The 25,230-nt window shown below is 72.1% G+C and carries 23 protein-coding genes; 12 read left to right on the top strand and 11 right to left on the bottom strand.

All coding sequences use genetic code 11. The features are described from left to right. Positions 1–45: 45 nt before the first annotated feature. Positions 46–999: a lysylphosphatidylglycerol synthase domain-containing protein gene (locus tag PV734_RS07820; RefSeq protein WP_415924168.1), complete on the top strand. Its 954-nt coding sequence runs from the start codon at positions 46–48 to the stop codon at positions 997–999. Positions 1,000–1,105: 106 nt separating this feature from the next. On the opposite strand, the gene PV734_RS07815 is transcribed toward PV734_RS07820, so the two are convergent. Both PV734_RS07815 and PV734_RS07810 read right to left on the bottom strand, forming a co-directional pair. Further along, positions 1,106–1,843, bottom strand: a complete 738-nt coding sequence (locus PV734_RS07815) for a polysaccharide deacetylase family protein (RefSeq protein WP_319289052.1) — start codon at positions 1,841–1,843, stop codon at positions 1,106–1,108. Next, positions 1,840–3,237, bottom strand: coding sequence for a glycosyltransferase (locus PV734_RS07810; protein WP_319289051.1), 1,398 nt, complete (start codon positions 3,235–3,237; stop codon positions 1,840–1,842). The genes PV734_RS07815 and PV734_RS07810 overlap by 4 nt, the downstream gene beginning before the upstream one ends. Positions 3,238–3,403: 166 nt before the next feature. Here PV734_RS07810 and PV734_RS07805 point away from each other — a divergent pair, with 166 nt between their 5' ends. The 6 genes from PV734_RS07805 (at position 3,404) to PV734_RS07780 (ending at position 8,714) form a co-directional block, all read left to right on the top strand. Then, the gene (locus PV734_RS07805; protein WP_319289050.1) at positions 3,404–3,817 is read left to right on the top strand and encodes a BlaI/MecI/CopY family transcriptional regulator; all 414 of its coding nucleotides are present in this window, start codon (positions 3,404–3,406) and stop codon (positions 3,815–3,817) included. Between the two features lie 4 nt (positions 3,818–3,821). After that, the gene (locus PV734_RS07800; protein WP_319289048.1) at positions 3,822–4,829 is read left to right on the top strand and encodes a M56 family metallopeptidase; all 1,008 of its coding nucleotides are present in this window, start codon (positions 3,822–3,824) and stop codon (positions 4,827–4,829) included. A 137-nt stretch (positions 4,830–4,966) separates the two neighbouring features. Next, entirely contained in the window at positions 4,967–5,905 is a 939-nt protein-coding gene (locus PV734_RS07795; RefSeq protein WP_319289047.1) for an ATP-binding cassette domain-containing protein, read from the top strand. Further along, the gene (locus PV734_RS07790; RefSeq protein WP_319289046.1) at positions 5,902–6,741 is read left to right on the top strand and encodes an ABC transporter permease; all 840 of its coding nucleotides are present in this window, start codon (positions 5,902–5,904) and stop codon (positions 6,739–6,741) included. The genes PV734_RS07795 and PV734_RS07790 overlap by 4 nt, the downstream gene beginning before the upstream one ends. Before the next feature lie 27 nt (positions 6,742–6,768). After that, complete coding sequence (locus tag PV734_RS07785) at positions 6,769–8,049, top strand: sensor histidine kinase (RefSeq protein WP_319289045.1); 1,281 nt, start codon at positions 6,769–6,771, stop codon at positions 8,047–8,049. Beyond that, a complete protein-coding gene (locus tag PV734_RS07780; protein ID WP_319289044.1) occupies positions 8,046–8,714 on the top strand; it encodes a response regulator transcription factor in 669 nt (222 codons plus the stop codon). The genes PV734_RS07785 and PV734_RS07780 overlap by 4 nt, the downstream gene beginning before the upstream one ends. Before the next feature lie 92 nt (positions 8,715–8,806). Here PV734_RS07780 and PV734_RS07775 read toward each other — a convergent pair whose 3' ends face one another. From PV734_RS07775 to PV734_RS07765, 3 genes are all read right to left on the bottom strand, one after another. Next, positions 8,807–9,895, bottom strand: a complete 1,089-nt coding sequence (locus PV734_RS07775) for an ABC transporter substrate-binding protein (RefSeq protein ID WP_319289043.1) — start codon at positions 9,893–9,895, stop codon at positions 8,807–8,809. A 62-nt stretch (positions 9,896–9,957) separates the two neighbouring features. Next, the gene (locus tag PV734_RS07770) at positions 9,958–10,836 is read right to left on the bottom strand and encodes an ABC transporter permease (protein WP_319289042.1); all 879 of its coding nucleotides are present in this window, start codon (positions 10,834–10,836) and stop codon (positions 9,958–9,960) included. After that, positions 10,833–11,693 carry an ABC transporter ATP-binding protein gene (locus PV734_RS07765; RefSeq protein ID WP_319289041.1) on the bottom strand — a complete coding sequence of 287 codons (861 nt, stop codon included), beginning with the start codon at positions 11,691–11,693 and terminating at the stop codon, positions 10,833–10,835. The genes PV734_RS07770 and PV734_RS07765 overlap by 4 nt, the downstream gene beginning before the upstream one ends. Before the next feature lie 237 nt (positions 11,694–11,930). Here PV734_RS07765 and PV734_RS07760 point away from each other — a divergent pair, with 237 nt between their 5' ends. Together PV734_RS07760 and PV734_RS07755 are read left to right on the top strand one after the other, a co-directional pair. After that, the gene (locus PV734_RS07760; protein WP_319289040.1) at positions 11,931–13,595 is read left to right on the top strand and encodes a sensor histidine kinase; all 1,665 of its coding nucleotides are present in this window, start codon (positions 11,931–11,933) and stop codon (positions 13,593–13,595) included. After that, a complete protein-coding gene (locus tag PV734_RS07755; RefSeq protein WP_319289039.1) occupies positions 13,592–14,281 on the top strand; it encodes a response regulator in 690 nt (229 codons plus the stop codon). Before PV734_RS07760 ends, PV734_RS07755 begins: the two co-directional genes overlap by 4 nt. A 298-nt stretch (positions 14,282–14,579) precedes the next feature. Here PV734_RS07755 and PV734_RS07750 read toward each other — a convergent pair whose 3' ends face one another. The 5 genes from PV734_RS07750 to PV734_RS07730 are packed head-to-tail and all read right to left on the bottom strand — an operon-like array spanning position 14,580 to position 20,096. Beyond that, positions 14,580–15,308, bottom strand: a complete 729-nt coding sequence (locus PV734_RS07750; RefSeq protein WP_319289038.1) for a response regulator transcription factor — start codon at positions 15,306–15,308, stop codon at positions 14,580–14,582. 52 nt (positions 15,309–15,360) lie between these two features. Continuing rightward, positions 15,361–18,003, bottom strand: a complete 2,643-nt coding sequence (locus PV734_RS07745) for an ABC transporter permease (protein ID WP_319289037.1) — start codon at positions 18,001–18,003, stop codon at positions 15,361–15,363. After that, positions 18,000–18,695, bottom strand: a complete 696-nt coding sequence (locus PV734_RS07740; RefSeq protein ID WP_319289036.1) for an ABC transporter ATP-binding protein — start codon at positions 18,693–18,695, stop codon at positions 18,000–18,002. The genes PV734_RS07745 and PV734_RS07740 overlap by 4 nt, the downstream gene beginning before the upstream one ends. Then, on the bottom strand, positions 18,682–19,413 hold the full coding sequence (locus PV734_RS07735; protein ID WP_319289035.1) for an ABC transporter ATP-binding protein: 732 nt from the start codon (positions 19,411–19,413) through the stop codon (positions 18,682–18,684). Before PV734_RS07735 ends, PV734_RS07740 begins: the two co-directional genes overlap by 14 nt. Before the next feature lie 17 nt (positions 19,414–19,430). Then, a complete protein-coding gene (locus tag PV734_RS07730; RefSeq protein ID WP_319289034.1) occupies positions 19,431–20,096 on the bottom strand; it encodes a hypothetical protein in 666 nt (221 codons plus the stop codon). Between the two features lie 113 nt (positions 20,097–20,209). Between PV734_RS07730 and PV734_RS07725 the strand changes: the two genes are divergently transcribed. Next, a complete protein-coding gene (locus PV734_RS07725; RefSeq protein WP_319289033.1) occupies positions 20,210–21,532 on the top strand; it encodes a HAMP domain-containing sensor histidine kinase in 1,323 nt (440 codons plus the stop codon). A gap of 353 nt (positions 21,533–21,885) precedes the next feature. Next, positions 21,886–22,320 (top strand): GtrA family protein, encoded by a 435-nt coding sequence (locus PV734_RS07720; protein WP_319289032.1) that lies wholly within the window; start codon positions 21,886–21,888, stop codon positions 22,318–22,320. A 638-nt stretch (positions 22,321–22,958) separates the two neighbouring features. Here the strand turns inward: PV734_RS07720 and PV734_RS07715 are convergent. After that, positions 22,959–24,452: a hypothetical protein gene (locus PV734_RS07715; protein ID WP_415924174.1), complete on the bottom strand. Its 1,494-nt coding sequence runs from the start codon at positions 24,450–24,452 to the stop codon at positions 22,959–22,961. A gap of 100 nt (positions 24,453–24,552) precedes the next feature. Here PV734_RS07715 and PV734_RS07710 point away from each other — a divergent pair, with 100 nt between their 5' ends. After that, the gene (locus PV734_RS07710; protein ID WP_319289031.1) at positions 24,553–24,972 is read left to right on the top strand and encodes a hypothetical protein; all 420 of its coding nucleotides are present in this window, start codon (positions 24,553–24,555) and stop codon (positions 24,970–24,972) included. Positions 24,973–25,230: the final 258 nt, after the last annotated feature.

Here is a 25,230-nt window from a genome sequence, read left to right as displayed (position 1 = left end):
CCTGCGCGTGTACGTCGCACCCGCCCCGGTGGCGGGAGGGCGGCAGTGAGCGTCATTGGTGTTCCGCCGGCCCGCGGCCTCGGCCGGCCCTGGCAGCTCGCCGTCACCGCGGCCGTGGTGGTGGCGGCCGTCTGGGTGCTGGCCGCACACCGGCACACGGTGGACGCCGGTGCCGACCGGCTCGCCGTCGCCGATCGCGCCTGGCTGCTGGCGGCCTGCGCGGCAGCTCTGGCGACCTGGGTGTGCGCGGCCGTCGCCCAGCAGGGAGCGGTGGTCGAACGGCTGCCCGCGGGGCGGCTGGTGGCGGCTCAGTTCGCGGCGTGCGCGGCCAACCACGTGCTGCCCGCCGGGGTCGGCGCGAGCGCGGTCAACCTGCGGTTCCTCACCCGCTGCGGGCTGTCCACCGCCCGGTCGGCGACCGCACTGGCGGTCAAGGCCGCTGCCGGCGGGCTGGTCCGCTTCGTGCTGGCCGTCGTGCTGCTCCTGGCCTCGCCCCGGACCCTGCGGCTCGCGCCGACGCTCCCGCGCGCCTCCGTGGTGGTTCCGGTCGTCGGCTGCGTCGTGGTCGCCGCCCTGGCCGTGCTGTCGAGCCGGCCGGTGCGTCACCGTGCGGGGCGCGTGGCCAGGCGCGCTCTGGCCGACGTGCGGGCGGTGCACCGCAGGCGGTCCAGGGCCTGCGCGCTGTGGGGCGGGTCCCTCGGCTTCGCCCTGCTGCACGCCGCCGTGCTGGTCGCCGTGGTGCGGGCACTGGACGTGACCGTGCCCGCAGGTCACGTCGTGCTGGCGTACCTCCTCGCCAGCGGCGCCGCCGTACTGCTGCCCACTCCGGGCGGCCTGGGCTCGCTCGACGCCGCGCTCGTGCTGACGCTCACCGCGGCCGGGGCACCCGCGTCCGCGGCCATGTCGGCGGTCTTCGGCTACCGGCTGCTGACGGGCTGGCTGCCGCTGCTCCCCGGCCTGCTGGTGCTGGCGCTGCTTACCCGCCGCTCCGTTCTGTGATCCGGACCGGGGTGCTGACGGGATCCGTGACCGGAACGTCCCGATCGGCAGCGCGACCTGGCGACAGGGGCGATCGGCAGGGAATCGCAGCTTCGGCCTCGATACGTCAGGCCGGCTCGGGCCATCCGTGGTCGCGCAACCGGCCCACCTCGTAGCCCCGTTGCTCACAGGTGTCGATGATGTGCGGGAGCGCGCCCAGGGCCGAGCGCCAGGCGCCCGGGGCGGACGTGCAGTCGGAGTCGTGGAGCAGGATGGTGCCGCCGCCGTCGAGGTCGGACGTGACGGTGTGGTGGACGGACGCCGGTGTGGCGCGTGCGGTCCAGTCCTCGCCCCAGCAGGTCCACAGCACGGGGGTGAGACGGAGGCGCCGGGCGGCCAGATGGGCGGCGGTCGACATGACGCCGTACGGCGGCCGGAACAGGGTGGGGCGGAGCCCTGTGATGTCGGCGACGGTGTCGCGGGCGCGGGCGAGGTCGTCGTACGTGGCGCGTGGGCCGCGCAGCAGCAGCGGGCGGTGCAGCCAGCCGTGGATGCCGATCTCGTGGCCCGCCGCGGCGATCTCGCGGACCAGGCCGGGTGAGTGTTGCGCCTCGCGGCCCAGCAGGAAGAAGGTCGCCCGGATCCGGCGCTCGGCGAGGAGGCGCAGGAAGTGCGGGGTGGACAGTGGGTCGGGTCCGTCGTCGAAGGTCAGGGCTATGTGATCCGGGCGGCCCCGGCCCGAGAGGCGGGGCATCGTGCGATTGCGCAGCGGCCCGAAGGTGGCGACGGTGGGTGCGGCATGGGCGGCTGCCAGGATGGGCAGGGCGGCGAGAGCGGCGGTGCGGAGCAGTCGTGGGGCGGTCACGAGTGGTGGCCCTCGGTGTGGGAGGTGTGACCCGGAAGCGGTTCGTCCGGGTCGAGGCTGTGCCCGATGGAGTGGATCATGCTCAGTCCGTCGTATGCGGTGGCGATCCCCGTGCCTACGGCGCAGGCCCACAGCCCGCAGGCCACGGCGGTGGTGGCGACGAGCCGGCGTACCGCCGTGCGGCGCCGTCGCGCTGCGGGCCGGGGAGGCGGCGTCGACAGCCCCGCGCGCTGGACGCGCGCTGTCTCCGTGGCGGGTCCGCCCTCGGGCTCGGCGGCGAAAAGGGCGAAGCCGACCGCACGTTGGCTCAGTCCGGGCGCGCCGTCGATCAGGTCGTACAGCACGGCCTTCAGGCGGGACGGGTCACGGATCCAGACCGCCGCACCGGCCTCCTCCAGAGCGGCGGCGTTGGTCAGACCGTGGCCCGGTATGCACCGGTAGCTCGCCACGGGCAGACCGGTGGCGAACGCCTCCAGGGAGCTGAGCCCACCGGCGTTCTGGACCAGCACGTCGGCGGCGTGCATCAGGGCGGGCATGTCATCGACCCAGCCATAGGCGTGTTCGATGCCGTCCGCGCGAAGCCGCGCGGCCAGCGCCTCGTTGCGGCCGCAGACGACCACGGGGACGGCGGCACCGCAGTCGCGCAGTTCCAGGGCGACCTGCCGGACCGGTCCGACCCCCCAGGATCCGGCCACGAGCAGCGCCAACGGGGCGTTCTGCGGCAGCCCGAAGCGTGCCCGGGCCGTGTCGCGCTCCAGGGCACTGCCGGGACGGAACCGCGGATCGACCACCGGGCCGCACACCCGGACGTCCCGCGCCCCGGCGGCCCGCGCCTGGGCGGCGGGTACGGCGTGCGCGGCGAGGTGGACGTCGACACCGTCGGCCACCCACAGCGGGTGCACGGAGAAGTCGGTGAGATACGTGAGGACGGGTGCGCCCAGCCGCCCCCGGAGCCGCAGGCCGCCCAGGACGCGGCTGGCCCCCGGGTAAGTGGAGACGACCGCCCCGGTGCCGGGGTGCAGAGCGCGCAGCATCCGCTCCTCGGCGGAACGCAGCAGGGCTCTGGCCAACGGCCCACCACCGCCGGCGCGTTCGGTACTGCGGTACACCCGCTGGTAGGCCCAGGGGGCCTGGACGAGCATGCGGTGGTAGCCGTCCCGGACGAGCCGTCCCAGGTGGGCCGGCAGCAGGTCCAGCAGGTCGAACCGGTCGACGACGAAGCCATGGGCCGTGAGCCGGCGGGCCAGCTCGGCGGCGGCGCCGTCGTGACCTGCGCCGATGCTCGCCGAGACGATCGCGATGCGCTCGGCCCGTGCCGTGGCCGGCATCGGCTCGGGGCGTTGGGTGGAGGCCGCCAGGGCGCGCAGGTGTGCCGAACTTCCGAGGTAGGGCATGGGGCTCGTTCCTCCGCAGGTGGAGTGGGCGGCCAGACTCTACAACATGTAGTAGGTAAACTCGTACAAGATGTAGTAGCTCGTGTGGCGGAGATCTCGCCGGCTTCCTACAAGCCGTAGTAGTGACGCCGTAGGCTGTCGTGCCGAACGGGAAGGCAGGTGAACCATGGGCGACCGGACGAGCGGCGAAAGCGGCGGGGCGACCGGCAGAAGGGCACGCGGGGAACTGGAGAGCGGCGTCCTTGCCGCCCTCTGGGCCGCGCACGAGCCGCTGACCGCACGGCAGGTCCTGGAACGGCTGCCGGGGGACCTCGCCTACACAACGGTGCTGACGATCCTGTCGCGCCTGCACGACAAGGGCATGCTCGTACGGCACCCCGCGGGCCGCGGATACGCCTACGCGCCCGTCCGGGACGAGGCGTCCGACACCGCCGTACGGATGCACGGCCTGCTGCAGCGCGGCACGGACCGGGAGGCGGTGCTCGCCCGCTTTGTCAACGAACTCTCCCTGGAGGACGAGCAGTTGCTGCACCGCCTGCTGGGCGAGCAGGACGCCGGGCGCAGCGACGACGGGCAGTGAGCCGGTGACGATCAGCGTCTACATCCCCCTCCTGGTCACTCTGGTCCTCGCGGTGCTCGCGCCCCGGGCGGCCCGGCGGCCGGCGCCGCGGCCCGCGGCCTGGTTCCTGGCGTGTGCGGCGCTCGTGACGGCGACCGGCTGGCTCGGCTCACTGACCCTGCTGGCGTTCACCGGGTTCGCGCGGATCCCCGAGGTCGCGGAGGAGGGGCACTGGTCGGTGACCGCGCTGCGCACGCAGGACCCGGTCTCCCTGGCTGTCGCGGCCGTCAGCGCCCTGACCCTGGCGGCGGGGCTCGTATCGGTCGGGGTGGCGTCCGTACGGCAGGGCCGACACGTCCTGTGGGCCCGGCGCGAATGCGACCGGGTGCCGGGGGACACGGAACTCGTCGTGCTCGACGACGAGGCCCCGCAGGCGTTCGCGCTCCCCGGCGCCCCCGGACGGATCGTGGTGTCCCGGGGGATGCTGCGCTGTCTCGGTGACGCGGAGCGGGAGGCTCTCCTGGCGCACGAGCGGGCCCATCTCCGAGGCCGCCACCACCTATTCCAGACCGTGTGGCGACTCACCGCGGCCGTCAACCCCCTGCTGCGCCCGCTGGCCGAGGCGGGCCGGTTCGTGCTGGAGCGATGGGCCGATGAGGAGGCCGCGGCCAATGTCGGCAGCCGTACGGTTGTCGCCCGCGCCGTCGGACGGGCGGCGCTCGCCTCCGTCGGCGCGTCGCGCCCCGCCGCCCTGGCCGCGACCGGCGGGGCGGTGCCTCAGCGCGTGCAGGCCCTGCTGGCACCGCCTCCCGCGCGCCGCGCCCTGCCCTTCGTGGCGGGCGCCCTTCTGCTGACCCTGTGCTGTGCCAGCCTCGCCAATGCCGCGTCGGACAGCGAGAACCTGGTCGACAGCGCGGAGCGGGCCCAGTGCGCCGCGGACGCCAAGGCGTCGGGCGCGGGGCATTTGATGCGGCGGCCGGACGCCTGCTGCGACCACGGCGGAGTCGGCGAACACGGACGGCACCGCAGGTAGTCGCGTAGTACCGCGGTACTACGTCTGCGGCGCGGTTCAGCCTCCCGGTACCACGGGATCGCGGTGATTCGGCTCTTAGCGTGGCCGATGTGGCGTTCGGAAGCGACGGACGCCGGAGCCCGACAGGGAGAACGCGAATGATCGACGCACGGCAGTTGACCAAGAAGTACGGCGAGAAGACGGCCGTCGACGGGCTGGACTTCGTCGTGAAGCCGGGAACGGTGACCGGCTTCCTAGGACCCAACGGCGCGGGTAAGTCGACGACCATGCGCATGATCGTGGGCCTGGACGCGCCGACGAGCGGCTCCGTCACTGTGAACGGCCGGCCCTATGCCTCGCACCAGGCGCCGCTCCAGGAGGTCGGCGCCCTGCTGGAGGCGAAGTCGATCCACCCGGGCCGTACGGCGTACAACCACCTCAGGGCCCTCGCGCTGACCCACGGGATACCGGGCCGCCGGGTCGACGAGGTCATCGGCCTCGCCGGCCTGGGCAGCGTGGCGAAGAAGCGGGCCGGCGCCTTCTCCCTCGGGATGGGCCAGCGGCTGGGCATCGCGGCGGCGCTGCTGGGCGACCCGCAGACGGTGATGCTGGACGAGCCGGTCAACGGGCTGGACCCGGAGGGTGTGCTCTGGATCCGCAACCTGCTGAAGGGGCTCGCCGAGGAGGGCCGGACGGTGTTCGTGTCCTCGCACCTGATGAGCGAGATGGCCCTGGTGGCGGACCACCTGATCGTCGTGGGACGCGGGCGGCTGCTGGCCGACACGACCGTCGCGGATCTGATCCGCGAGGCGGGCGGCGACACGGTGAAGGTGACGACACAGGACCCGGCGCGGCTGCGGGACGTGCTGAGCGGGCCGGGTGTCGACGTCACCGGGCAGATCGGCTCCGAGGAGCTGCAGGTGACCGGGCTGAGCGCCCGTGAGATCGGGCTGAAGGCCGCCGAGCACGGGATCGCGCTGTTCGAGCTGAGCGCGCGGACCGTGTCACTGGAGGAGGCGTTCATGGACCTGACCAGGGATGCCGTGGAGTACCACGGCTCCACGACCGGCATCGAGACCCTCGGGAGGCCCGCGTGAGTACCCTCACCGCAACCGTGGAGGAACCCCGGACCGCACCCGTCCGCCCCGTCTACCGGGTGACCGGACGGCGCGTGCTCTCCTCCGAGTGGGCCAAGCTGTGGTCCCTGCGCTCGACCTGGATCACCCTGGGCCTGGGCCTGCTGTTCGTGGTGGCCTTCGGGCTGATCGCCGCGAGCCGCTACAAGTCGGGGATCGACTCCGGCAACCTCGACTCGGACTTCGCCGATTCGACGACCGTGAGCCTGTCCCTGTTCGGCACGAACTTCGCCCAGCTGGCCCTGGGTGTGCTCGGCGTGCTGGTCACGGCGGGGGAGTACTCGACCGGCATGATCCGCTCGACGCTGGCGGCGGTGCCCCGCCGGCTGCCTGTCCTGTGGTCCAAGGCGGCCGTGTTCGGGCTGGTCGCGCTGGTGGTGGGGACGCTGGGCGCGTTCGTCACCTTCCTGATCGGGAGCGGAATCGTCTCGGGCACGCCCGCGGCCATGAGCCTCTCGCACGCGGGCGTCCTGCGCAGCCTGCTGGGCGCGGGGCTCTACCTCGGCCTGGTCGGGGTGATCGGCACCGCCCTGGGCGCGCTGCTGCGGTCGGTGGCCGGCGGGATCTCGGTGCTGGTGGCCGCCCTGATGCTGATCCCGGGACTCATCTCCCTGCTGCCGAGCTCCTGGCAGAACGACATCAGCCCCTACCTGCCGTCCAACGCGGGCGAGTCGATGTTCGCCCTGACCCACGACTCCACGACCCTGTCGCCGGGCGCCGGACTGCTGGTCTTCCTCTGCTGGACGGCGCTGGTGCTGGGCGGCGCGGCCTACCGGCTCGCGCGCACCGACGCCTGACACCCGCACCATGGACAGGTGACGCCCGTGACCACCGATGACCTCAGCGGGATGGGACCGCTGGTCGCCCGATTCTCCCGGGGCGGCCAGCGGCTGCGGCATGCCGACCGGACACGCCCCTGGGTGCTGGACACCGCGGTCGTCGGCCTGGTCTTCCTGATGTTCTGCCTGCCCGACCTGATCCACGGCGGTGTGGACGACGGCGACAGCCCGCGCCGGTTCAAGCTCGCCTTCACCCACCTGCCCGTAGCGGGAATGCTGGCCTTCCAGACCGGCCTGGTACTGCCCCTGCTGTGGCGGCGACGCAAACCCCTCGTGGCGTTCGCCGCCATCACGGCGATGTTCGTCCTTCAGTGGTCGCTGGGCGCGGCACTGCGCGCGGACGTCGCCCTGTTCGTCGCCCTGTACAGCCTGGCCCTGCACGGACGGCTGCGACAACTGACATGGGCCTGTGCGGCCATGGCGGGCGCCATGGTGCTGGTCGCGGTCCGCGTGTCCTCGGTCGTGTCCGTCGGGGACGCGCTGTTCTTCCTGCTGAGCACGGCGACCGCGGCCCTCGCGCTCGGCCTGATGGTACGGATCCGCCGGGCCCAGCTCGCCGGACTGCGCGAGAGGGCCACCCGGCTGGAGATCGAGCGCGACCAGCGCAGCAGGCTGGCCACGGCCACCGAACGCACCCGGGTCGCCCGCGAGATGCACGACATCGTCGGCCACAACCTGTCCGTCATCATCACGCTCGCCGACGCCGGTGCCTACGCCATGGACATCGCCCCCGAACGGGGCAAGGAGACCCTGCAGCTCATCGGCGACACCGGCCGCCAGGCCCTCGGCGAGCTGCGGCGCGTGCTCGGCGTACTGCGCGAGGCCGGGGGCGGTCCACCTGGCGGGCCCGAACTCAGTCCGCAGCCCGGCATCGCGGACATCGAAGCGTTGTGCACCAAGGTACGGACCGCGGGACTGGAGGTCGTCTACCGGACCTCCGGCGACATGGACTCCCTGGACAGCGGAGTGCAGCTGACGGCGTACCGCATCGTCCAGGAAGCCCTCACCAACACTCTCAAGCACTCCGACCCCGACACCCGGGTATACCTGGCGATCTTCGTCGAGGACAGTCGGCTGACCATCCAGGTCCAGGACACCGGCCCGGCCACACCGGCCGGGCCGCCGAACGAGGAAGGACATGGCCTGGTGGGCATGCGGGAGAGAGCGGCTCTGTACGGCGGGACCGTCAGCGCGGGGCCGACGGGCGGCGGAGGGTGGAGCGTCGAGGCTGTCCTCGACCTCACGCCCCAGGGCGGTGCCCGGTGACCACCGTGCTCATCGTGGACGACCAGCCGCTGCAACGCTACGGCTTCCACCTGCTCCTGGACTCCGTCCCCGATACCGACGTCGTCGGTGAGGCCGCCCACGGCGCCGAGGCCGTCCGCAAGACCGCCGAACTGCGCCCCGACGTCGTCCTGATGGACGTCCGCATGCCCGGCATGGACGGCATCGAGGCCACCCGCCGCATCGTCGCAGCCGGCGAGCGTTCCCGCGTCCTCGTGCTCACCACCTTCGACGTCGACGAGTACGTCCACGCCGCCCTCCGCGCCGGCGCCAGCGGCTTCCTCCTCAAGGACGCGCGCCCCGAGGAACTCCTCGCCGGCATCCGCGCCGTCGCGGTGGGCGACGCCGTCATCGCGCCCGCCCTCACCCGCCGACTCCTGGACGAGTACGCCCGCTACGTCCCCGCCCATCGCACGGATCCCGCGGAGGACCCGAGGCTCACCTCCCTGACCGAACGCGAACGCGAGATCCTCGTCGCCGTCGGCAAGGGCTGGACCAACGGCGAGATCGCCACCCGGCTCGTCCTGTCCGAGTCCACGGTCAAGACCCATGTCGGCCGTGTCCTGGCCAAGATCGGCGCCCGCGACCGCATCCAGGCTGTGATCTTCGCCTACGACCGGGGCCTCGCCCGGCCCAGCGTGGACTGAACCGACGAACGGCGGCCGGGAAGGACGCGCTCATGGCCGGGGCCGCCCGGGTGACAGTCCCCCGGGCCGCCCCGGCCATGAGCGGTGCTGGCTCAGCCGTTCGAGCCCGCCGGGGTCGTGGTGGTCTTGAAGCCCTCGGTCTTGTTGGCCTTCAGGGCGAACTCATTGGTGAAGGTCGTGCCGAGGTTCACCTTCGAGGTCGCGTGGCCGACGAGTTCCTCGGTCGCCAGAACGGTCTTCGGGCCGCCGGCCGGCATGATGCCGTCCGGGAGGAACTGTCCCTTGTCCTGGGCCAGGGCCTTGATGTAGTCGGCCTTGGTCACCAGTTGGTTCGACACGTACGACTGCGGCAGCTTGTTCGCGATGTCGGCTGCGCTGTGCGTGTTGATCCAGTGCATGGTGGCGACGAGCGCGTCGACGACCTTCTGCGCCGTGTCCTTGTGCGAGTTGACCCAACTGGTCTGGGCGAGGACGGTCGCGGCAGGCCAGGTGCCGCCGAGCGCCTGCTTGGCGCCCGCGGTGCTGGCCAGGTCGATCGCGGAGGTGCCGACGCCCTTCTTCTCGATCGCGGCCACCGTCGGCTGAGTCGTCATGACGCAGGCGGTCTTGCCGTTCTGCAGCGCGGCGATGGCCGTGGAGCCCTGGCTGACGCCGATCCGGCTGAACTGGCTGGCCTTGACGCCCTTCTGTGCGCCCATGAACTGGGTGAGCGTGTCGGTGCCCGACCCGATGTCGGTGACGCCGAGCGTCTTCCCCTTGAAGTCCGCGCCGGAGTGGACACCGCTCTTCGGGACACACATCTCCCGCTCGCCCGGCGCGCCGGACAACTGGACGAGGCCCTCGACCGCCTTGCCCTTCACCTGGAAGTCGATGGTGTGGACGTACCAGGCACCGGCCATGTCCACCTGCCCGGAGGCCATGGCGTCTTCGGCGCCGACACCGCCGTCCTGCTCGGTGCTGAGCTGGACGTCGACGCCGTACTTCTTGTAGAAGCCGAGCTGCTGGGCGAGCCGGTACGGCAGGTAGATCTGCTTGTCGAGGCCGCCGGCCATCAGCTTGACGGTCGGTGTGCCGCCCGAACCACCGGTCGAGGCGGACGAGTTGCCGGAACAGGCGCTGACCGCGCCGAGGGCGAGAACGGTGAGCAGAGACGCGGCGACGGCGACGGGTCGTCTGGACATGGCTGACCACATTCCTTTGCTGAGCAGGGTTCTGAGATGAAGGAGGGGGAAGTGCCGGGGCGTCAGAGGGAGTTCGCCTCGGTCGGCGCCGGCGGACGCCAGGACAGCAGCCGGTGCTCAAGCTTTCCGATCAGCCACTCGGCGCCGAGCACGATGACCGAGATGACGAGCATCGTCGCGAACACGCCGTCGGGGTCGAAGTTGTTCTGCGCGGTCTTGATGACCAGGCCGAGGCCGCTCTGCGCGCCGAGCACCTCGCCGACCAGGGCGCCGACGATGGCGAATCCGAAGGCGCTGTGCAGGCTGGCGATGATCCAGGTGAGCGCGGACGGCACGATGACGTGCCGGGTGATCTGCATCTGCGAGGCGCCCAGGACCTTGGCGTTGGCGAGGATGTTGCGGTCGACCTCACGCACGCCCTGGAAGGCGTTGAAGAAGACGATGAAGAACACCAGCACCGCGGCGAGCAGGATCTTCGGCAGCACGCCGATGCCGAACGCGACGATGAAGATCGAGCCGAGGACGATACGCGGGATCGCGTTGACCATCTTGATGTAGGGGCCGAGCACGTCGGCGAGGAACCGGCTCTGGCCGAGCGTGACGCCGAAGACCACCCCGGTGACGGCGCCGAGGGCGAAGCCGGCGAGCGCCTCCTGGATCGTGGTCCAGATGTTGGAGTAGAACGATCCGAACTCGGTGCCGTGCTGGAAGAGGTCGACCAGCCGCTTGGCGATGCCGGACGGCTGCCCGAAGAAGAACGGGTCGACGATCCCCCAGGTGGTGAACGCCTGCCAGCCGCCGATGACGAAGGCCGCGAGGCCGACGCGGCCCGCCCACACCAGCGCGATGCGCCGCCTGGCGGCGCGCTTGGCGGTGTCCGCGGCCGTGGACGGTGCGCCGTCCTTGACCAGGCCGGCGGAAACTGCGGACGTCGTACTCATGCCGTACCTCCTGCGGTGCGTGCGTAGGCGCGCTCCACCTCCTCGCGCAGGCAGTCCCAGATCTGGTGCTGAAGTTCGATGAAGCGGGGCTGGAAGCGGATCTCCTGGACCGCTCCGCGCGGGCGCGGCAGGTCGATGTCGAAGACCGCCTTGACCGATCCCGGGCTGGACGTCATGACGACGACCCGGTCGGCGAGCGCCACGGCCTCGTCGAGGTCGTGGGTGATGAAGACGACCGACGGACGGATCTGCTCCCACAGGCCGAGCAGTTCGGTCGACATGATCGCCTTGGTCTGCACGTCCAGGGCGCCGAACGGCTCGTCCATGATCAGGATCTTCGGTTCGTTGATCAGCGCCGCGGCCATCGCCACGCGCTTGCGCATGCCGCCCGAGAGCTGGTGCGGGTAGCGGTCCTCGAACCCCGTCAGGCCCACCCGGCGCAGCCAGTCGCGCGCCGAGGCTTGCGCCTGCTGCTTGGGGACGCCGCGGAAGACCGGGCCCATCAGCACGTTGCCGAGGACGGTCTTCCAGGGCAGCAGCGCGTCGGTCTGGAACATGAAGCTGACGCCGTCCGTGACGCCGTCCACTTCCCGGCCGCCGACCTTGACCGAGCCCTCGCTGGGCCGGTCGAGCCCGGACACCATGCCCAGGGTCGTCGACTTGCCGCAGCCGGTCGGGCCTACCACCGCGCAGAACTGGCCCGGTTCCACGGTGAAGGAGACGTCCTTCAGCGCCGTGAACACCTCGCCCGCAGGAGTCAGAAACCGTTTGGTGAGTCCTGAAATCTCGACTCGCGCGCTGTCCCGGCCGATTTTCTCGGCGCCCGGGATCACCGCGACATCGTTTCGCGAAGCCATCTGAGGCCGTCTCCTTTCCTCACCTCGGAGGTTGAGGAAGGCAGACGCTAGAGGCCGCACAGTATTACGTCGCTGTTTCAGACGTATCTCGCGTTAGTCGTGTTAAGAGGGGTTCTGCGCGTTCTGCTCAGCAGACCGGGGGGTGGGCAGAATGTCCTCGGTGGGACACAATCACGCCACCACGGGTACGGCGAAGGGGTCGGGCCCGGCAGCACGACAAGGGCGAAGACACCTGTGATGCCCATCCGTATCCGGATCGGCCGCGGCGGGAAGGGGAGGCTCTCCGCGCGGATCCTGGCCAGCCAGCTGGTCATCCTGGCCCTCACCGGAGCCATCGGCTTCGTACTGTTCGCGTTCGCCCAGCGGGCCGAGATCGACCGTGCCTATGAGCAGCGGGCACTGGACATCGCGCAGACCACGGCCGCCGATCCGCAGATCCGGCAGGCCATGGCGCGTGGGGGAGGCCACGGCATCGTGCAGACCGTCGCCGAACGGATCCGGAAGGCGTCGGGCGCGTCGTACGTGGTCGTGATCGACCTGCACGGCATCCGCCACTCGCACCCCGACCCGGCGCTGATCGGCGAGGGGGTGGGCGATCCGATCGTGGTACTAGATGGCCGCACCCACGTGGGCACCGACCAGGGCGCGACCGGGCGGTCCGCCAACGGCAAGGCTCCGCTGAAGGGGCCCACGGGCACGCTGGTCGGCGAGGTGTCGGCCGGCATCCCGGAACGCGATGTGCTCGGCGAGCTGTGGCGGGAACTGCCCACCTTCGGCCTGTACGCCGCGATCGCCGTCGCGCTCGGCTCGACGGCGGCGTTTCTGCTGGCCGGCCGGTTGAAGCGGTCGACGTTCGGACTGGAACTGGAGGAGATCGCCGGACTGCTCCAGGACCGCGAGGCCATGCTCCACGGCATCCGCGAGGGCGTGATCGCCTTCGATCCCCACGGCCGGATCAGCGTGGTCAACGACGAGGCGCGCGACCTGCTCGGCCTCGGCACGGCGCTCGGCAGCCGGCTCGACGAGGTGCTGCCCGACGGGCGGCTGCGCCGCGCCCTGGACGGCACCCTGACCGGCACCGACCTCAGCGTGCTGACCGACGACCACTGCCTGGTGGTCAACCGGATGCCGGTGACACTGCAGGGCCGTGAACTGGGCGCGGTGGTCACCGTACGCGACCGCACCGAGCTGATCGGACTGCTCCGCGAACTGGACTCGGTGCGCGGGCTGACCGACGCCCTGCGCGCCCAGCAGCACGAGTTCACCAACCGTATGCACACCGTGGCCGGCCTGCTGGACATCGGCGACTCCGACGCCGCCTTCGAGTACGCCGTCGAGTCGGCCGGCGCCGACCAGGCGCTGACCGAGTCCGTACGGGAACGGATCGGCAACACGCTGCTCGTGGGGCTGATCGTCGCCAAGACCACGGTGGCCGCGGAACGCGGGGTACGCGTCGTGCTCAGCGACGACTCCGCGCTCGGCGAGGACCCGCCGCATCTGCGCCGACTGCTGACCATCGTCGGCAACCTGCTGGACAACGCGATCGACGCGGCGGCCGGCGGACCGCCCCCGGCGGGCAGCCGCGCGGTTGAACTCGCGCTGCTCGAGGCCGTCGACCAGGTGTTCGTGCGGGTCGCGGACAGCGGCCCGGGGATTCCGCCGGGCGCCGCCGAGTCGATCTTCGAGGACGGCTGGTCGACCCGGCCCGACCGGGGCACCGCCCGGCGCGGGCTGGGGCTGGCCCTCGTCCACCGGCTGGCCCAGCAGCACGGCGGCACGATCACGGTCAGCGAGGGGCCACGAGCGGTCTTCACCGTCGCACTGCCGCTGCCGGACATCACCCCCGTACCCCGAGACGCACAGCTCACGACGGCCTCGCCGACGGGAGGCGACCGCGGATGATCCGGATCCTGGTGGTGGACGACGACTTCCACATCAGCCACATCCACTGTGACTACGCGTCCCGTGTCGAGGGCTTCGAGGTGGTTGGCCGGGCGGCGACCGTGGCCGAGACGCTGGACGCCGTGCGCACCCTCCACCCCGACCTGCTGCTGCTCGACGTCTTCCTGCCGGACGGCAGCGGACTCGAAGTGCTGCGACAGCTCAGCGGAGCCGAGGGCGGCGCCCGCCCCGACGCGATCATGATCACCGCCGACCGGGACATCACCTCGGTACGGACCGCCATGAAGCTCGGCGCGGTGGGCTACCTGGTCAAGCCGTTCGGCGCCGGCGATCTGGCCGAGCGGCTCACCGCCTACCGCGAACTCCAGCATCGCGTGGACGCCCTCGGCGTGGCCCCCCGGGCCGAGCAGGCCGACGTGGACGCCCTCTTCAGTGCAGCCCGGCCGCCGGCCGTCCCCCGCGTCCCGGCCAAGGGCCACTCCGCGCCGACCCTCGCCCTCCTGCACCAGGTCCTCCGCACCGCCCAGGACGCCCTGTCCGCCGCCCAGGCCGCCGAGCTCACCGGCGTCTCCCGTGCCACGGCCCAGCGGTACCTCTCGTACCTCGTGCGGGAGGGCATGGTCCGGCTCGAACTCCGCTACGGAACCACTGGCCGTCCCGAACACCGCTACCGGATCGTGCGCTGAGGATCCGTCCGAGGTGAGCACGACAGGGACGCGGCCTGGTGGGCATGCGGGAACGAGCGTCCCTCGCCGACCGAACCGTCGGCGAGGGGCCGGTGGCCGGCAGCGGATGGAGAGTCGAGGCCGTCCGCAAGGCCGCCCAACTGCGCCCGGCCGTCGTACTGACGGACGCCCGCATGCCCGGCATCGAGCCCAACTCGGAACGAGCCGATGAAGGGGGGCGGAAGGCCGGGGCAGCCTGTTTGCCCTGGACTTGCACCGGAGCAGCGGCCGCGGCAGTGCGCCGTGCAGGAGGCGCCCGTCAGAGTTCCAGGCGGTAGCCGTGCCCCCGCAGGGTGGTGATGCGAGGCAGGCTGCCGGAGTGGGCTGAGGTGTCGGCGGCCTCGGTGAGGCGCCGGCGCAGGCCGGCCATGGTGACGTCCAGGGTCTTGGTGGAGCCGAACCAGTTCTCGTCCCAGACCTCGGCCATCAGGGTCTCCCGGGAGATGGCCTCCCCCGCGTGCCGGGCCAGGACGGCGAGCAGGTCGAACTCCTTGGGACGCAGCTCGATGTCCGCGTCGTGGAGCGTGCAGCGGCGGGCTGCGACGTCGAGGACGAGGTCGGCCAGCCGGAAGGGTTCCTGCGGCGGTGTGGCGACGACCCGGCGGCGCAGATGGGCGCGGAGCCGGGCGAGCAGCACGGTCAGGCTGAACGGCTTGACGAGGTAGTCGTCGGCCCCCGCGTCCAGTCCGGCGATGACGTCGATGTCGTCCGTGCGCGCCGTCAGGATGATGATCAGCAGGTCGGGATGGCGGGCACGCAGCGTGCGGGCGATGTCCAGACCGTCCATGTCGGGCAGCCCCAGGTCGAGCAGCAGCACGTCGTACGGGGTGCGTGCGGCCTCGGCCAGAGCGGCGGAACCCGTCCGGCTCCAGGTCGGTGCGTAGCCGTTGCCGCGCAGGCCGGTCGCCAGATGACGGCCGATGGTGTCGTCGTCCTCGACGACGAGGACACTGCGGTGGCTGTGGTCGGCGGTCACGTGCGTACGCATGCTGGACAGCGTAGGAGCGGGCGAGGTGCTCGGCCCGCCCGCTCCCGGCCGCTCACAGGTCACGCAACTCCTCCACGGCGGGCCTGCCGGCGCTGCGGATGCCGTTCAGCGCGGCGGCCAGCACGGCGGCGACGGCCGCGCCGGCGGTCAGGGCGAGGTAGCCGCCCGGCACCGAGAGGCTCGCGGGCGGTGGGTCGAAGACGCCGGTCAGGACCTTCACGAGCATCTCGGACAGGGCCCAGCCGATGAGGGCGCCTCCTGCCAGGCCGCCTGTGGCCAGCAGCAGGGCCTCGGTGAGGACCATGCCGCGCAGTTGGCCGCTGCGGGCGCCCAAAACGGTGGCGATGGCGAAGGTCCGGCGGCGTTCGGCGAGTCCGAGGGCGAGGACCAGGCCGCCGGCGCCGGCTGCCAGCAGGACGGCGAAGCCGAGTTCGATGCGGGTGAGTCCGGCCAGGTCCACGGAGGTGAGGCTGGTGCCGACGATGCCGCGGGTCTGGGTGAGGTCGGTGACGGTAGCGCCGGTGCCCAACCGGTGGCGCAGCTTGTCGGCGATCTGCTTCTGGTGGGTGCCGCCGGTGTCGGCCAGGAAGGCTCCGACCGCGTCACTGCCGGTCGCCTTCGCCACGTAGGCGGCGTTGGCGACGAAGAAGCTGTCCTTCGGAGCGGTCGGGAACTCCTTGACGATCCCGGCGTAGTGGAAGGGCACCGTGCGCAGTGCCCTTGTACGGGCGTCCTGGATGCGCAGGTTGACCGTGTCGCCGGGGGAGAGCTTGAAGTCGTGCACGGTCTCCGCGCTGACCAGCAGGTTGTCGGGGCGCTGGGTGAGCCGGCGCATCAGCTGGCCGGCTGTGCCGCCGGAGAAGTAGGCGTCCTGGAGCGAGGTCGCCTTCGCGACGGTGGCGGGCCGGACGCCGTAGAGGTCCTGGAGGTCGGAGCCGACGTAGGCGTAGCGGTGCTGGAGGGGCTCGACGTGCCGGACGCCGGAGACCTTCAGCTTGCCGGCCGCGCTCGGCGGAACCTGGGCGCCGGGCGGTTGGGTGACGGTGATGTCCGCGCCGTTGGTGAGTCGGGCGTCGACCTCGGACTGCTGGCGGTAGGTGGAGTTGAAGACGGCCGTGGAGATCGCGAACGACACGGCGAGGGCGAGCAGCACCACCGAGCGGGCCAGCGGACGCCGACGGCGGGACAGTACGGCCGCCGTGGTCCCGGCGAGGGTCCCGGTCAGCGGACGGCCGAGACGGGCCAGCACCGGGCGGCCGTGGGCGAGAGCCAGCAGGGTCAGCCGCCACAGCAGGAGGGCCGCGCCGAGCCACAGCAGCGCCGGGCCGAGGAACGCCCAGTAGGAGACGGAGACACTGGGCACGCCCTCGGGGGCGAGGACCAGGGCGTACTGGTTGCCGGAGGAGGCGCGGAAGACCAGCCACGAGCCGATCAGCAGCGCGAAGTCCAGGCCGCACCGCAGCCACCATGGCGAACGCGACACGCGCCGCTCCCGCCGGGTGTCGGCGACGGTCACCGTGCGCAGGTCGCGCAGGGCGGGCACGAGCACGGCAGCGGCGGCCACGGCCACGCCGAGGACGAAGGCGACGGCGTACCAGAGTGCCCAGGTGCCCGCGCTCGCCCCGAAGGAGGTGGCGCCGAAGGCGAGGCGGCCGGTCAGCGCGGCCAGCCCGAGACCAGCGAGGCTGCCGACGACGCCGACCAGCGCGGCCTCCAGGCCCGCGAGCGCGGTGATCTGACGAGGCCGCAGACCGCGCAGCCGCAGCAGGCCCTGCTCCCGGCGGCGCCGTTCGCCGCCGGCCGAGGCGACCGCCACGGTCAGCGCGGCGGCCAGGACGGCGCCGGGGACGCCGAGGAAGAGGAAGAGGATCTGGGCGTAGAGGGCGTCCTGGCGGGCGGAGTCGAGGGCGGCGCCGAGGTTGTTCCCGACGAGCACGGTGCCGGCCGACCTGGCCTCCAGGTTGTGGGCGGCGCCGGTGACCGAGGTGAAGGCGGCGGCCGGGTCGGGCGGCAGGTTCGCGTCGCGGGCCACGTGGATCTGGCTGGTGACGTCGGTGGCTCCCCGGGTGAGGGAGGCGAACCGGGGGGCGGGCAACAGGACGACGTTGTCCGGGGGAGCGGTCGGCTGGGACTGCGGGGGCGCGCCGACCTTCTGGAACAGTGAGTCGGCCTGGGGCAGGTCGACCACGCCGTCCACCCGCACCTGGCGCAGTCCGGCGCCGGGCAGCCGTACGCCGATGGTGTCGCCGGGGGCCGCGTGCAGGTTGGAGGCGGTCTGCTGGGCGAGCAGGACGCCGGTGCCGGAGCCGGAGAGTGTGCGCAGTTCGTCGGGGAATTGGCTGCGGTAGTCGGCCGGCAGGCCGAGCGCGACACCCGGTCCGGTGGTCTGGGTGCTGCCTCCCACGGTGGCGGTGAAGCCGGTGGTGCGGGCGAGGCCGACGGGCAGCGCGGTCCGGGTGCCGGGAGTGGATCGCACCAGTGACCCGGCGGCGTTCGGGTCGGCGCCCGGCTGTACTTCGACCTGCCAGTCCACGGCGACCGAGCGGACCGCCCGCTGGGTCATGGTCGCCTTGGACGCGGTGAGGAAGGAGCCGAGCGCGGCGACCAGCGCGACGGCGAGGGCGATCCCGGCGACGGCGGCGAGGAGCCGTCCGATGCGGTGGCGGGTCAGTCCGCCCGCCCAGGCGGTGATCATGACGGGCTCCCTCGTGGGGTCGGCGCTTCCGCCGTTTCGGGTGCGGGGGCGAGTAGTCGGCCGTCGCGCATGCTCCGCCGTACGGTGAGCCGGGCGGCGACGGAAGGGTCGTGGGTGGTGACGACGAGGGCCGCGCCCGTCCGGTCGGCCGCCGCCAGCAGGGCGTCCAGGACGCGGGCGCCGGTGGCATGGTCGAGGCGGCCGGTGGGCTCGTCGGCGAGGATCAGGCGCGGCGCCTGCGCCAGTACGCGGGCCACGGCCACCCGCTGGGCCTGTCCGCCGGAGATCTCGTCGGGCAGCCGGTCGGCCAGCCCGGTCGCGCCGACCACGTCGAGCGCCTCGGCGACCGGACGGCGGGTCTCCTCCTGCGGGCGTCCCGCGAGGACGAGCGGCAGCGCGGTGTTCTCCGTGACGTCGAGAGCGGGGATGAGGCTGTCGGCCTGGAAGACCAGGCCGATGTTCCGCGGCCCATCGAGTCCGGGCCGGGCGATCGTGCCGCCGGTGGGGCGTTCGAGCCCCGCCAGCAGATGCAGCAGGGACGACTTCCCCGAACCGGACGGGCCCACGACCGCCAGCCGGTCGCCGGAGCGGACGTCCAGGTCGGCGCCGTGCACGGCCACCACGGCGGTGGGGCCCCGGCCGAAGGTGAGTGCGACGCCCCGGCAGGAGAGGAGCAGGTCAGCGGAGGCCATGGCCGTGCTCCTTCGCGTTCGCCGTGCCCTTGTGTCCCTCGTGGGCCCGCCCGTCGTCCAGCGTGATCACTCGGTCGGAGCCGCGCACCGCCTCCGGGCTGTGGGTCACGATCAGCACCGCGCAGCCGTCCGCCGCCCGGTCCCGCAGCATCTGCAGCACCAACTGCTCTGTCCCGCCGTCGAGTTCACCGGTCGGCTCGTCGGCCAGCAGCACAGCCGGGGTGTTGGCCAGTGCCACGGCCAGCCCCGCGCGGGCCAGCTCCCCGCCGGACAGTTGCCGCGGCAGCGCGCCGGTCCTTCGCCCCAGCCCCACCTGTTCCAGCAGCGCCTCGGCCCTTACGGCGGGACGGCCGCGGACCGCATGCTGGGCGATCCGGATGTTGTCGCGCACGGTCAGATGCGGGAGCAGGTTGCGTGACTGAAGGAGCACCCCCACGTGCCGGGCGCGCAGCCGGGCGCGTTCGGTCTCGGGCCGGTGGCTGATGCGCACGCCCGCCACCCGGACCTCGCCGCCCGACGGCTCGTCCAGACCTGCCAGGCACGCCAGAAGGGTCGACTTGCCCGCCCCCGAGGGCCCGACGACGGCGACCGTCTCCCCCCGCCGCACCCGCAGTGACACCCCGCGCAACGCGAGCGTCTCCTCGTCGCCGGCCCGGTAGAAGCGGTACAGCTCGCGGGCGGCCAGCACCACGTCGTCGTCCGAGGGCCCGGCGGGCATCGCACTCACCATCGCACTCACCGCCACGCGAACGAGTCGCTGACGGTTCGCCACGGGTCGACGTTGTCGGCGTTGACGGGGCCGGACAGGGTCAGGTCCACCTCATGGCCCTGCCGGTAGAAGGCGTACCGCTCGAACGCGTCCCGCACCACCTTGCCGGTGACCGGGTCCCTGGCCGAGTCGCCCTGGTAGGTGAGAAGGATGACGGGGCCCGCCGTCCGGGTCACCTGTGACACCTTCGGGGACGCGAACTTCGTTACCTGGCCGCTCAACTGCGGGACGACGGTGTTGTTGACCGAGGCGACGGTCGGGGTGGCGGAGGCGGTGGCCGTCGTGATGGTGACGCTGTTCAGCTTGTCCGTGAACACGGTCGCACCGCCCTTGTCGGTGCGGGCCCAGCCCTCCGGCACCTTCACCGTGAACCCGGTGAAGGTGCCGGAGGGCTGGTAGGGCACGAACACCTGGTTGTCGGGGATGTCCCCGGGCGGGTTCGACTCGGTGGGGGCCGGGTTCGCCCGCACCGGGGTCGTCGAACCCGAGCCCGTGTGTGCCCCGGACGACGATCCGGAACATCCTGCGATCACCGCCGCGACCACCATCATTGCGACGACGCCGGCGGAAGTACGTGCGTACGACATGCCACTGCCCTCCCGAGGAACTGCCGGGAACTGCTTCCTGGTCATGCCACCGACGCTAGAGAGCCGTCGGTTAACGCCCCGACCGCCGACGGTTAGACGATGGCAAAAGCGCGTGGCGGACCGTCCCCGGGCCGGTCGGGAGCCCGCAGGATGGGGGCATGAGACAGCGCGTGGTGCGAGTCGCCCTCACCGCCGCCCTGGCCGCCGTCGTCCTCCTCGCCGTCCCCCTGGCCCTGGCCATCAGGTCGACCCTGTACGCCGACCAGCGCGACACCCTGGAACGGGCGGCGCTGTCCGGCGCCGTCCGCGTCAGCCCGGACTACGTGACCGGAGACCCCGTGGAACTGCCCCGGCCACCGGCCGGCGGACGCCTCGGCCTGTACGACCCCGCGCTGCGGCTGCGGGCCGGTACGGGCCCCCGCACCGGCGACACGGTCGTGCGAAGGGCGCTGGCGGCGGAGGTGGTGCGCGGCAGGGCGGGCGGTGACCTGGTCGCCGCCGTGCCCGTGTCGCACGACGAGCAGGTGATCGGCGTCGTACGGGCCTCCTCACCGGCATCCGCCGTACGCGACCGGGTCCTGCTCGCCTGGGCAGTCCTCGCCGGGGTCTGCGTCCTCGCGCTGACGGTGGCCGTCCTCGTCGCCCGCCGCCAGGCGCGGGTGCTGGCCGCGCCGCTGGAGGACCTCTCCCGGCACAGCCGGGCGGTCACCGCCGGCGACCTGAGCGCCCGGGCCGCACCCAGCAGTGTTGCCGAGATCGACCAGGTCGCACGCACCCACAACGAGATGCTGCACAGCCTGACCGAACTCCTGCGCCACGAAAGGGACTTCACCGCCAACGCCTCCCACCAGCTGCGCACCCCGCTCACCGGGCTCCAGCTCACCCTGGAAGCAGGGCTCGTTCAGGACGACGACACCCGGCTGCGGCCCGCCCTGGAGGAGGCCCTGGCCACCACGCGCCGCCTGCACGACACGGTGGAGGAGGTGCTACGACTGTCCCGTTCCTCTCGCCTGCCCGGCAATCCGGCCCCGTCCGTGCCGGTCGCACGGCTGCTGGAGGAGATCGAGGACCACTGGCACGGGTTGTTCGCCCGGGACGGCAGGCGGCTGCTGTGCACGGGGGGCGACCCGCCGGGCGACGCCCGCGTCCCCGGTGCCCCGGTCACCGAGATCCTCGGCATCCTGCTGGACAATGCGCGCGTGCACGGCCGCGGCACCGTCCACCTCACGGTCCGGGACCTCGGCGACGCTCTCGCCTTCGACGTCGCCGACGAGGGAGCCATCGAGACGACCCGGCCCTTCGAGCGCGGACACACCGGAGACGGAGAGGGCGAGGGCATCGGCCTCGCGCTGGCCCGGGACCTCACCGTCACCCTCGGCGGCAGACTCTCCCTGACCAGCCGCCGCCCCACCACCTTCACCGTGCTGGTACAGGTCCGTCAGGACGGGACCGGAGGCAGGGCAGGGGACGGCGACGGCTGAGGACGCCGGGTTGCTGCTCCGGACCGGACGGCTCTCCCGTCACAGGCCCGATGGGAGACAGCTAATTGCAGCCCTCGCTTCGAAGACGGCGATGCCACTCCGACTACATCCGTCGGGCACCCGGTCGCGACATCACCGCCTCACGCGGGCGGCCGGGTTACGGTGCTCTGAAAGATCGCACTGAGACACGTCGGAACGGGTTGTGATGCCCAACGGGCCGGGCGGCTCGGTCGCGGCTGGACAACGGTCCGACGGTCAATGACCCGCGTACGTACCCGCGGTCCGGCCGACGACCTCGGAGCGCGACAGTGCGAAATCCGAACGTCTGGAGGTCTGCGCGTCCGGTGAAATCCGTGGATGAACCAGACAAGAGGCGCACGGATTTTTCCGCGCTGCTTCGGGAGGTCGCCAGGTTCGGTGCCGTCGGTGGGCTGGGCGTGGGGGTGAATCTCGCAGTGTTCAACCTCGGCCGAGCGGTGACCTCTCTGCCCGTGGTGCGATGCAGCGTCATTGCGACCAGCGTGGCAATAGTCTTCAACTACCTGGGTTTCCGGTACTTCGCCTATCGACACCGCGATCCGCAGGGTCGTGCCGCAGAGTTCGCTCTCTTCTGTTTTTTCAGCGTCGTCGGCCTGATCATCGAGAACGGGGTGTTGTATGTCGCAACGTACGACTTCGGCTGGGACTCGACCCTTCAGAGCAACCTCTTCAAGGTCATGGGGATCGTGTGCGGGACTCTCATCCGCTTCTGGTCCTACCGCACCTGGGTGTTCCGGGTACGGCGCTGAGGACGGCTCCGTACGCCGAACCGGTGTCACGCGCTGACACTCAACGGACTTCGCGGACCTGCCGTCACCGCCGGTCCGGACGGCGGGTGTGCTTCACCTGACCCGCCGTCAGCAGGAAGCGGCGCCTGGCACCGCCGGCCCTGATTGCCGGAGTTCAGAGCCCATGCCTGTTCATCAATATGCTCATCGCCCGCGACTCCGACCGGTTCAACGCACCCCGACCGCGCCGGCCACACCACGGTCACAGAACCGTCCGACACCTCGGCGCCGGCGCACACAACAAGGGTGCGCACTGCGGCAAGGCGAACGAGCGGCCGGCAGCTCCGCTGTCCGCGCCGGAAGATCGTGCGCCGACCGGACCCGGGTGGGCGCGGGCCGCAGCCGCGGGAAACACATCGGTACAGCCGAGGCGCACGTCGCGGCGACCAGCAGCAACAGGGGCCAGTCCTACAGGCGTAAACCCCATGTCGGGCCGGCCGCCACTGCCACCAGCAGTCGGCCGTGCCGGTTACTCGGAGCCGGCGTCGACGACAGCCCATTGCCGGGGCGCGAGCACGGCCGCAGCGGACAGCAGGATGAGTGCGGTGGTGTACCAGTGGGCGCGTCGCCCAGTGAGGCGCGGGGCGTGGGTGGAGCGGTCACGCGGTGGGGGCGATGTAGGCGTACACGGCACCGTCCAGGCGGGTCCGTCTCCAGCCGCGGGCGTAGGACGGCGGACGGGTCGCGCCGGTGGTGAGGACGGCGACCGGCATCCGTTGGGCCGCCCGGGCGATGGCCGGGGCGGCGGTGTTGGCGTTGGGGCCGTCGGTACTGCCGGAGCCGCACCCGGCGTAGAAGGCGATCGGGATGGTCGACGGCCCACTGAGCAGACAGGGCGGGCGTACGCCCAGTCGGCGCAGCGCAGCGGCGGTGCGCTCCCAGCTCTCGTGGTCGGCGGTGGTGCGCCGGACGGTGTGTGCCAGCACCGCGTACTGCACCGCCAGATGCCCGGCGAGGCCCACCGCCACCAGCGTCACGGCGACCGGTCGCCAGGCCCGGCCCTGCGCGGTGACCAGCCAGGCGAGCGCGTCGGCGACCGGGATGGCCAGCAGCGCGTAGGCGGGCAGCAGGAAGCGGGGCGCGGCATATCCGATCAGGAACAGATACGGGATCGCCGCCGTCACCGCGCAGGCCAACGGCAGTGCGGTGGGCGGCGTGCGCCGGCCCCGCACGGCCACTGCCAGCCCGATGGCCGCCAGCACCGGCAGTGCGAACCACCAGGCAGTCACCACGGGGTTCGGCATCGCGCCGGTGCACGGGCGGCACAGCGAACGCCCGCTCAGGCTGCGCAGTTGGTCACCGATGGCGATGTGCCAGCCCAGACCGCCCTGGATGTCGGATCCCTCGGACAGCCGCTGCCCCAGGCCACCGAAGCGGACGTACGCCTCGATCACCCATTCGGCCGCCCCGGCCACCAGACCACCCGCCAGAGCGATGAGCAGCCGCCCGTGCCGCCACCGGCGAAGAACCACCAGGACGAAGAACAGCGGCAAGGCCACCCACACCGCGTCCGTGGGCCGCATCCACGCCATCAGCAGGGCACTTGCCGCCAGCCCCCACACCGGACCACGTCGGGTGCGGTCGGTCTGGGCCTGCAGGAAGCAGCCGACACCCGCCAGGGCGCCGACCGCCACCCAGTAGTTGGGCATGGCCTGGGGACCGTAGAAGACGGCCACCCACAGGCTCGCGAACAGTGCTCCGCCCAGCGCGAGCACCCGGACCGGGAACAGGCCGCGCCAGACGCGCAGCGCCACGAACAGCCCGAGACCCGCCAGCAGGGCCAGGTAGACCCGCAGGAGCGGGGTGGACGACGACCAGCCGGCGACCGGTGCCACCAACAGCGAGATGCCACGGGCGCGCGGGGCGCTGAAGAACGACGCCGGGGCATGGGAGCTGACCTGGCTGACGTACACCGACTCGTCCCAGCCCAGCCCCATCCCCGGTCGTACGACGGTCAACTGGGCCAGGACGAAGGCGCCCGCCACCGCAGCCAGCCACCACTGGCCCTTCCGGCCCCGACCGGCGGCCGGCGCGAGTGCCGGCTCGTGGCCGTCGATGGGGTGGAACCCCACGGTGTGCAAGGGCCTGGTCATCATCCGTCCCTCGTGCTCGACTGCATGCAGGGCGCTCGATACCCTACAGACTGTAGGGTCGATGGCAGGGGTCGGGCTGAACGTGGTCAAACTAACGCGCATGCACCCGGAGCGCACCGCGGAGGTCGACAGGGTCCGGCCGCGCCGGGGACGGACCGTGCTGCGGCTGTCCCTGGTCGGAATCGTCGCTGACCAGGCCACCCTCATACTTCAGGCCCGCGACGGAGGCCAAGCCGAGATGCGGCTGCCCGCCGACAGTTGTGGCGGCCGGTTCCAGGTACGGAATCCGCTGGACGCCCTCGCCACCGCGTGCACCGCACGGGACTGGATCCGGGATCTCTACCTGGACGCGGGGACGGAGGGAGAACTGCTGCGGGTGGGCAGGCATCCGGACGTCATCAGCGGCGACAAGGGCATCTTCCTCTGCCCGGCGCAGCATGCGGCCGGGGTGCGGGTGCAGCTGTACTGCACGGTCTCGGACAACGTGTCGATCGCCTGCGCGCGGGAGGAGAAGCGGTGAGATCAGCCGCCATGCCGGCGCCGGCGTCCCCGACTTCGCCCGGCGCGACGCCCCTTCGGCGAACGGGACTCGGCGACACAGTCGTGACCACACGCCCGCAGAACCAGGAGAAGCGACAACGCGACGTGAGCTGGAGAGCGAGTTCCTCGGCGCGCAATGGGCCGCCGGCAGTGCCCTGGCACCGGTCGAAATCTACGAGGACGTCGGCGGCCGTGTCCCTGCCGACCTGGTGCAGGCCGTCCTCCGGCGACTTCACGA

The organism is Streptomyces sp. AK08-02, from assembly GCF_033795085.1.
GTDB lineage: Bacteria > Actinomycetota > Actinomycetes > Streptomycetales > Streptomycetaceae > Streptomyces > Streptomyces echiniscabiei.
This window is presented reverse-complemented; position numbering and strand designations above follow the sequence as displayed.